Source organism: Streptomyces sp. NPDC046197, assembly GCF_040646295.1.
Lineage (GTDB): Bacteria > Actinomycetota > Actinomycetes > Streptomycetales > Streptomycetaceae > Streptomyces.
The window spans coordinates 21,478-29,868 of record NZ_JBEYZY010000058.1 but is presented as its reverse complement, the minus strand read 5'-3'; the positions used below and the strand labels follow the sequence as shown (position 1 = coordinate 29,868).

Below are 8,391 nucleotides of genomic sequence, written 5' to 3'. Positions count from 1 at the left end.
ATGGCCGATGGCCGCGGCCTCGCTAGCCAGGTAGAGCCGACGGCGGCGCTCGTCGAGATGCGGCAGAATCCGATCGAACTTGGCCCGCAAGGCGGTGACGGGTGGACGCACGGTCATGGTCCACCGTCCCACCAACTTCGCTTGAACAAGCACTAATTGAAATACAAGCCCCGGGACGCACCGAGAACTCCCAGATCGGGGTCTTCCTCGCCTACGCGACGGGCCGAGGACGCACACTGATCGACCGGCGGTTGTATCTGCCCACGTCGTGGACGGATGACCGTGAGCGATGCCGGCGGGCGGGCATCGACGACAGTGTCGCCTTCGAGACGAAGGTGGCGATGGCCAAGGCGATGGTCCGCAAGGCCATCGCCGACCGGATCCCGTTCGGCTGGGTGACGGCGGACGCTGCTTACGGCTTCAGCAAGGGCTGGCGGTTCGAGCTGGAACAGGCAGACGTCTTCCATGTCATGGCCACCACTCGGCACGACACCGTCGTCACCCGCTGGTCGATCGACCACCCCGTCCATGATCTGTTCCCCGCTCTGCCCCGGCAGAAGTGGAAACGCCGTTCCTGTGGCGAGGGAGCCCACGGCCGGCGGATCTATGACTGGGCCCGCGTTGAGGTGAGGCCCTGGCACCGCGAGGACCGCCGGCACTGGGTGATCGCCCGTCGCAGCGTGAGCAGGCCCGAGGAGATCTCCTACTACATCGCCTACTGTCCCGCCGACACCACGCTGGACGAGTTGATCCGCATCGCGGGCAGCCGATGGGCGGTCGAGGAGTGCTTCCAGAGCGCGAAGCAGGAGTGCGGCCTGGACGACTACCAGGTCCGCCGCTATCCCGGCTGGCACCGCCACATGACTCTCGCCATGGCCGCCCACGCCTGCCTGACAGTGCTGCGGGCCCGGGAACTGGACACGGACAAAGCAGAAACGGATCCTCCCAGCTCATCCGCCTGAGCCTTGCCGAGATCCGACGACTGATCACCCGGCTCACCGACCGCTGTCCCACCCCGGTCGAGCACATCCTGCATTGGTCGACATGGCGCCGCAGGCGCCAACACCAAGCCCGCCTCAGTCACTACAAACGAGGGGGCCACAGTCCCTGAAAACTGCCCAGCAATCAGAACAAGCACCGTTGCAGTACTAGAGGGATCCGGGTTCGCCGTTGCGGTACATGCCTCCGCCAACCTCATCGTCGCCGTGGTGCGCTGGCTGTCCACCGCGTACCCGCGCTGTCCCGGAGCCGTTGTCGGACTGGCCGGCGCCACATGGTGCGCCTCGTCGACCACGAGCATGTCGAAGGCGAACCGCCGAGCCGTCGACGCGCTGCGCACATCGGCCATGACCTCACGCAGCAGACGCTGCGCCCGCAGCGACGGCAACCATGCCCCGGCTGCGACCTCTTCACAAGCGCATGACTTCGTCAGATCCTGCTGATCCTCTGCGCTGCTTCCGCCGTGATCTCCTCGGGCGTGAACTCGCGGAACAGTCGGCTCAGAGCGCAGGCCAGCCGTGCCCGCCGCGAGGTGCGGTCACGGGCCAGTGCCTGGGCAACGGCCGCGTGGAGGTACTCCTCCGGGGTCTGTCCGGCGTCCGCCGCGAGGTTGCGAAGCCGTTCCTCGGTATCCGGCTCCATCGGGATGCTCATGAGGTAGCTGCGGTCGATGCCCGGGAACAGTCCGCAGAACACGTCAACGGGCAGTGTGTCTCCTAGCCGTTTCCAGATCCTCCGTACGGCTCTTGGCTCGCTCTTCGCGGATACGAGGACCACCAGGTGACTGCCGTCATCGGAGGACGCCATGGCAAGAGGGCTTCGCTGCTGTGCGGCCCTCAGCTCGACCGCGCCCACGGCACGGGTCAGGACGATCTCGATGGCGTACATGGACACTGTGCGCTCTCTCCGCACCCTCGCAATCTGTGCGCCGACTTCCGGCTCTGCAGGCCCTGCGTGGCAGACGACAAAGGCCACCGGTCTGTAGCGACTTCGCCGGAACGGGGGCCTCGGCGGATCCCACCGTCCTCGATTCCGGCGGGTACCGCATCGAAGAAGCGGTGCGCGAGAACCGGCAGCACCCAGACTCGCAGGAAGGCACCGATCACGACGCCTGAGGCCCAGCGCCTGCAGGACATCGAGGATATTCGCCAGCGCCTTGGCAAGGCGCTGGCGAAAGCGAACGTCGGACAGCCAGCGCCGGGCCAGCAAAGCGGACCGCCCAGAAAGCGGCGCCGATGCGCACCCGCAACGGGGGGTCTTCGCTCATGGCCTTCGCGTCGGTGCCGTTGTCCAGCGCCGTCCGACGCGCTTTGAGCATGCGAAACGCGTGCAACGTGCGCCCGCCTTTGAATTCGTCATCTTTGCCAGCGGGTTGCAAACGAGATCCTCGCCCCCTGGGCACCGGGCCGAGAACTCTGATCACGGGCGTCGATCTCGTCGTGCTGCTCACCAGGCCGGCGCAGCCATGTCTCACCGCACCTCCACGATCCTCTTGGTCAGAGCTTGAGTGGCCGAACGCACGGACCAGGGCGACCCGGTTGCGGGTCGGGAGGGCGCCCCGGCGTTTCCCAGACCGGTGTTCCACATTCTGCTGGACACGATTCCGTTCGAAGGCGGGGGCTAGACGGGCGGGGTGCCGTCGGGGTGACCATGGATCCAGGACAGGCCGCCCAGGTCGAGGCGTTGGCGGGTGCGGGTGACGGCTACGTAGGCCAGGCGGGCCTCGGCGTCGTCGACGGGGTGGGGTGGCATCGCGGTGTCGGTGCGCCCGTCGAGAGCGTCGTTTTCGGGGCGGGTGAAGTCGTCTGCGATGAGCACGCGGGGCCATTCGCGGCCCTTGGCCTTGTGGGCGGTGGAGACGGTGACCTGGGCGTGCGGCTCGGGGGCGAGGCGGGCGACGGCGGCGAGGATGGCATCGGTGCCGTGGGTGTCGACGAGGTTGACCAGGGGCTGCAGGTCGCGGCCAGCCGGGTCGTGGGCGGCGTAATCCTGCAGGTCGCTCCAGCAGGGGAAAAGGATGAGTTCGGGGTGGTGGGTGCGGCGGCCCTCTTTCAGGTCGCGGGCGGCGAGGGCCAGGGCCTGCAGGCTGTCCCCTCCCCCGGCCAGGGCGACCCGGTATCCGGCGGCCATGAGGGTCATGACCTGAGCCATGGCGCCGACATTGGTGCGGCACAGCACGGCGTCCGGCCGGCTGACGGGACCGAGTTCGGTGGGTACGGCGGGGGTGCCGGTCAGGCGGATCGGGGCGTCGGCCAGGCGCAGCCAGCGGTTGGCCTCCTGGGCGAGGTCGGGGCCGAATCGGAAGGACTGGGACAGGGTCAGTTGCGTGCCGTCGAAGCCGGTCATGACGTCTTTGGCGCCGCGCCAGTGGTAGATGGCCTGGGCGGAGTCGCCGACCATGACGAGCTGGGCGTGGTCGCGCTGGGCGAGGAAGATCTGTTCGACGACGGGGTTGGTGTCCTGGGCTTCGTCCAGCAGCAGGAAGTCGGCGTCGATGCGCGGCCGGGTGAGGGCCCAGATCTTGAGGTAGTGGTCGTGGTCGAAGCGAACTGCGCCGTCGTCCGGGTGCTGCAGGTCGACCCAGGCTTTGCGGGCGAACGGCACGATGTGGGTGGCGAGTTCGCGGTGGAGGTCGGGGTCGTCCAGACCGCGCAGGCGGGGCACGTGGTGGGGGGTGATGATCTCGTCCGCGGTGTGGCAGAAGCGGGTGACGGTGCGCAGGGCGGCGTTGGACAGGGCGCGTTGGGAGATCTCACGGTCGCCGATGCGGACGGCTTTGGTCAGGCCGAGAGCTTGGCCGGTCTGCCAGGCCGGGCGGCGGGGGGCGTTGAGGCGGCGGGTGTAACGGTGGCCGACGGCGGCGTAGGCGAGGGCGTGGGCGGTCTTGCACTGGACGGTGTCGGGGAAGCGGGTGCGTGCGTCCTGGGCGATGGCCCGGTTGTAGGCGAGGTAGCGGCCGCGGCGGGTGGTGGCGCGGGCGAGCAGGGTCAGAGTGGTGGTCTTGCCGGTGCCGGCGCCTGCCTGCAGGGCGAGGTGGTCGCCGGCGTGGAAGGCGTCGGTGGCTGCCGTCTGTTCGTCGGTGGGGTTCACGGCGTGGACCTCTCGGGGAGCCGGGTGAGTGCGTGTCCGACGGCGGCCAGCAGGTGGGCAGGGGTGGTGTGGGCCAGTAGTTGATGCACCGCGCGGTCGAGGCGGTCGGTCTCCCGGTCGGCGTGTTCGGCCAGGGCGCGGTGGACGGCCAGTTCCAGGAAGCGCTCGGGACTCTGCCGGGCGCGGCGGGCGTCGGCGGTCAGGGCGGCGTGCACGGCGGGCGGGAAGGCGATGTTGAGCAGCACGTTGTGGTCGGCGTCCGGGTAGAGGGTGGTGATCACGTCGATGGGCAGCCGGGTGTCGAGGCGGTGGCGCAGCCGGTGGGCGGCCTGGTGGGGTGTCTTGGCGTCGACGAGGGCCATCAGGCGAGTGGCAGCCTGCGCGCGGCACGGCGCAGGGCGTTGCTCGCGAGGGGGCGGGTCAGTGTGATTCCCAGGGCGTGGTGCGGCAGGGGTCATCCCCTTCGGTGCGGGAGGGGCGGGGCGGGGGGTGGGGCAGGCGGGTGTGGATGTGCGCCGCGTGCAGGAGGGGGTCGAAGGGTTCCCAGGCGGCCAGGGCGAGGTCGGCGGCGCCGGGGGCGGTGGCGTGTGCGAGGCAGCGCTGGGTGCGCCAGCGCAGCTGTTCGCCGTAGGAGAGGTGGCCCAGGTCGTAGACGGCCATCAGGACTTCGGGCAGGGCGAGTTGGCCGTGCCGGGCGGTGGCGGGCAGCAGTTTCCACGTCCCGGCCGGGCCGGCGGGGGCGAGGAGGGGGTGGGGGCAGCGGTGGCGGTGGCGGGTCTGGGCGACGCAGCGCAGGTCCTCGAGCCGCTGCTGGGCGAGGTAGCGGCACAGCAGCAGCTGGACGACGGGGCGGTCAGGTCCGCCGGTGCGGAGGCCAGGTTGATGGGTGGTGGGTGGGGCGGGGGTGAGGACCCCGGTGTCGATCAGGCGGCGGGCGTGGACGGCGAGTTGGCGGCGGATCGCCTCGAGGCGGGGGCCGGCCTGGCAGGTGAGGGTGCGGTGGGGGCAGAGCACGGCATGCGGGATGCGGCACCAGGCGCTGTTGTCGCCGTGCGGGTAGGCGATGCCGCCGCTGAGGTGCCAGCGGCAGGAATCGGGGACGTCAGTGGTGGCCAGTTCGGCCGGGTGCAGGGCGATGGGCCGCTGGTCGTGGCGCTGGTAGAGGTCGATGCGGCTGCCGCAGTGGCGGCAGCGGCCGGTCTGTCCGGCGCGCAGCAGGCGGCTGGGGCTGGTGGTGGTCACCCGGAGCGGGCGGGGGCGGTGGGGGGCGCGGGGGCTGCCGTCCCAGTGGCGGCCGTCGGGGGCGGGCGTGGGGCACATGGCCCGGACCGTGCCAGGCGACACGCAGACGGAGGCAACGTGTCGCAGGCATGTCCCCCGGCCGGCCCAACGAGCCCGCACACATGAGCGTCACTGCGGATGACTGTTCTATGCCTGACTGCCCGATCGGGTGATTCACGGCGTGGTGCACACCGGGACGGAGCGAGGACTCAGGAAGCGGCCACGCCGGGCGGAGTGTGGTCCTCGCATAGGGCGCCCAGGAAGTGCTCGATGGGCACGTCGAAGGTGTGGGCAAGGGTGTGCCAGGTAGTGACACTGCCGGTGGTGCGGCCGTGTTCGAGATCGATGAGGGTGCGCCGGGCCAGACCGCTGCGGTCGGCGAGTTCGTCGAAGGTCCAACCGCGTTCGGCCCGCAGGCGCGCGAGCACGACGCGCAGCGCAGTGAGGTCGGGGTCGGGCGGCAAGATCGTCACCCGACCATCCGACGGTGCAGACCCCTGCCCCGTCAGTGCGGGTTTCTGCACTTTCGTCGGGGAGGAGGGAGAGCGAATCCGCGGTGCGAGAATCTGCACTACAGTGCGTCCGTCTCGGGGGCCTGCCACGGTGACCCCCGCCACGGCAAGGCCAGACGGACGGGAGGACGACCAGCCCATGCGGTTCGGTGGCGCACATGCTGCAGTGCGGCGTGTCTGGACAGTGGAGCTGCGTCCGCAGGCGGACGGCCCCAAACTGGTCTGCCCCTCATGCACCGCCCGCTCCTTTCCCCTGCAGGCATCCTCCGCGCGGTCGGCCGCACTGGCGCATCTGGCCTGCCATGTCCGCGCGGACGCGCTGCCGGCGCACCTGCGCAGCTGCCAGTGCCGGCTGCGGGGCTGTGTGTGGCATCCGCGTCATCGCGGCTGTGCCGGGCAGGTGCTGCTGGCCCTGACCCGCGACCTCAGCGGCCGCGCCTGGCGGCTGGCCGACGCAGGCGCGGCCTGCGCGGCGGCGACCAGCCACACCGCCGTGGTGCCGGACACTCTGCTCAGCCCTCGCCGACCGGCCGCATCAGCCCCCGTTCGGCCGCGGGTGCACGAAGACGAGCGGCAACGGGTACGAGAGATGCTCACCCACCTAGCCTCCACGCTCGGCTGCGTCACCTCTCCCGCCGCCCGCCTGCTGGCCCTGCAATGCGCCCTGCGCGCCGACACACACGGCCGCGCCCGGCTGCCGGCCGGCCTGCTGCGCGGCATGCGCCTGCACCGACACACCGAGGCGTGGCAGGAACTGGCACAGGACGGCTGGCTCGACCCGCCCGCCCCCCGGACAGCGCCCTTGCAGGTACGGCTGCTGGACGACGCGGCGCTGAACCAGGCCCCGGGCCGCAGCGCCCGCCGGCGCGCCGCCCACTGGGCCCTCAAGCCCGCCCCGCTGATCGTTGCCGCGACGGCAAAACCCGCAGACCGCCTGGCCGCGCTGGTCCTGGCCGCCCACACCACCGAGGCCGGCCCCGCAGCCGACATGGCCGTCGTTGCCCGTCTGTGCGGGCACTCCCCCCAGCAGACTGGTGTGCTGCTCGACCGGCTGGTCGCCGGCCGCACCCTGGCGGCCTGGCACCATCAGCGCGACACCGACGAGGTGCACTGGCAGCCAGTTCCCCTTCACCGGCCCGCCCCGGGCCCCGCAGACACCTCGCCGCACTGACCGGCGCCAGACTCGGCCTGCCGCCGCTCGGCCACGCAGCGGAGAAGAATGCAGGTGGCTTCCGTACTATCGCTGTGACATAACGGTTCGTCAGTAACTGCCACCGGTCACACGGCACCAGCCGCCACGAGCATCGTGCTCGCCGACCCGCAGCGCGCAGAAGGGGTATGAGCAGCATGTCCGAAACCACTACCGAAACCACCGAGTTGACCTCGCAGTACAGCACGCAGGTGGCCGGTGACCTTGAACGCAACCTCAAGGAGCAAGAACGCCTCAGCGGTGAAATCGAAGCACTTCACAGACAGTTGGCCTCTCTGCGGCACGACCACACCGTCCTGGTGAACATCCAGCAGGCCCTCGGCATCCCCGCGCCGGCTGCTGCGCCCGCCGCCGAATCCGTCGCCTCGGGGCCTGCCGCCCGCAAGAAGGCAGCAGGCGCATCCAAGCAGCCCGCCACGGCCGGGAAACGCACCGGCAAGAAGGCGGCCAAGGCATCGGCCGCATCGTCGGCATTGCCCACGCTCGTCGACCTCGTGCGTGAACACCTGGCGGGCCAGAGCGAACCCCGCTCCGCCGTCGAAATCACCACCGCGCTGGGGCAGCAGCACCCCGAGCGCACCATCAAGACAACCGTCGTGCGCACCACGCTCGAAGGGCTCGTGGCCAAGAGCCAGGCCCAGCGCGCCAAGCAGGGGAAATCCGTCTTCTACAGCGCCCCCGAGACAGCCGAGCCGGTCGGACCCGACGAGCAGCAGCTCGCCTGACCGCACCCGAGGGCCGCCACAGCCGGTCCCGCTCGCGCACGACAACTTTCTGCCCTTGGTATGTACTGGTAACGCCTGATGGGGGCTCGGCATCTAGTTCGATGTTCTGAACTGCGACATGTCGGGGTACTCCATGGCGAGTAGCTTGGGGGCAGGTGTATTCAGCGCCGTACTGCCGTACAAGAGGGGGCGAGGAATGATCGTGGGGGAAGAGGGCACGGCTCTGCTGGGACCGGGGGAGACTGAGTTGGTCCCGGTGGACGCCAGCGGGCAGCGAATCTACCTGTCGGCGCAACAGGTTCGAGTAGCAGATGATGCGGTTTCCCTCGGTGAAGAAGGGGAGATTGGGGCCCGTAGGCGCCAGCCCACGCTGGAACAGCTGTTGGACGGGCTGGCAGGCTTCGCGCAGCAGATCGCTGGCAGGCTGCAGAGCACCGATGCGTCCAAGGTCAGCGTACAGTTCGGCTGCGAAGTACTCGTGGAGTCGGGTCAGTTCGTCGCGGTGATTGGCAAGGTGTCTGCCACGTCGACCATCACGGTCGGATTGGAGTGGAACAAGCCAACGCCGTGAGGT

Annotated in this window: 7 protein-coding genes and 2 pseudogenes; 4 read left to right on the top strand and 5 right to left on the bottom strand. The window is 70.0% G+C overall.

Annotated elements, in window-relative coordinates:
- Positions 1–173: 173 nt before the first annotated feature.
- Positions 174–962, top strand: a pseudogene (locus AB0A61_RS38855) (IS701 family transposase); the annotation flags it as partial.
- A 466-nt stretch (positions 963–1,428) separates the two neighbouring features.
- Here the strand turns inward: AB0A61_RS38855 and AB0A61_RS38850 are convergent.
- The 5 genes and pseudogenes from AB0A61_RS38850 to AB0A61_RS38830 all read right to left on the bottom strand — a co-directional run bounded on the left by AB0A61_RS38850 (position 1,429) and on the right by AB0A61_RS38830 (position 5,843).
- Positions 1,429–1,887: a hypothetical protein gene (locus AB0A61_RS38850; protein WP_361303713.1), complete on the bottom strand. Its 459-nt coding sequence runs from the start codon at positions 1,885–1,887 to the stop codon at positions 1,429–1,431.
- Between the two features lie 732 nt (positions 1,888–2,619).
- Positions 2,620–4,089, bottom strand: coding sequence for a UvrD-helicase domain-containing protein (locus tag AB0A61_RS38845; RefSeq protein WP_361303710.1), 1,470 nt, complete (start codon positions 4,087–4,089; stop codon positions 2,620–2,622).
- Positions 4,086–4,540, bottom strand: a pseudogene (locus AB0A61_RS38840) (hypothetical protein). Before AB0A61_RS38840 ends, AB0A61_RS38845 begins: the two are co-directional and overlap by 4 nt.
- Positions 4,510–5,409: a DUF6083 domain-containing protein gene (locus tag AB0A61_RS38835; RefSeq protein ID WP_361303707.1), complete on the bottom strand. Its 900-nt coding sequence runs from the start codon at positions 5,407–5,409 to the stop codon at positions 4,510–4,512. The pseudogene AB0A61_RS38840 and the gene AB0A61_RS38835 overlap by 31 nt, the downstream one beginning before the upstream one ends.
- A gap of 170 nt (positions 5,410–5,579) precedes the next feature.
- Positions 5,580–5,843 (bottom strand): helix-turn-helix transcriptional regulator, encoded by a 264-nt coding sequence (locus AB0A61_RS38830; protein WP_361303704.1) that lies wholly within the window; start codon positions 5,841–5,843, stop codon positions 5,580–5,582.
- Positions 5,844–6,048: 205 nt separating this feature from the next.
- Here AB0A61_RS38830 and AB0A61_RS38825 point away from each other — a divergent pair, with 205 nt between their 5' ends.
- From AB0A61_RS38825 to AB0A61_RS38815, 3 genes are all read left to right on the top strand, one after another.
- Positions 6,049–7,053 (top strand): hypothetical protein, encoded by a 1,005-nt coding sequence (locus AB0A61_RS38825; RefSeq protein WP_361303701.1) that lies wholly within the window; start codon positions 6,049–6,051, stop codon positions 7,051–7,053.
- A gap of 176 nt (positions 7,054–7,229) precedes the next feature.
- A complete protein-coding gene (locus tag AB0A61_RS38820; RefSeq protein WP_361303698.1) occupies positions 7,230–7,817 on the top strand; it encodes a hypothetical protein in 588 nt (195 codons plus the stop codon).
- 196 nt (positions 7,818–8,013) lie between these two features.
- Positions 8,014–8,388, top strand: coding sequence for a CU044_2847 family protein (locus AB0A61_RS38815; protein ID WP_361303695.1), 375 nt, complete (start codon positions 8,014–8,016; stop codon positions 8,386–8,388).
- The last annotated feature ends 3 nt before the right edge of the window (positions 8,389–8,391 follow it).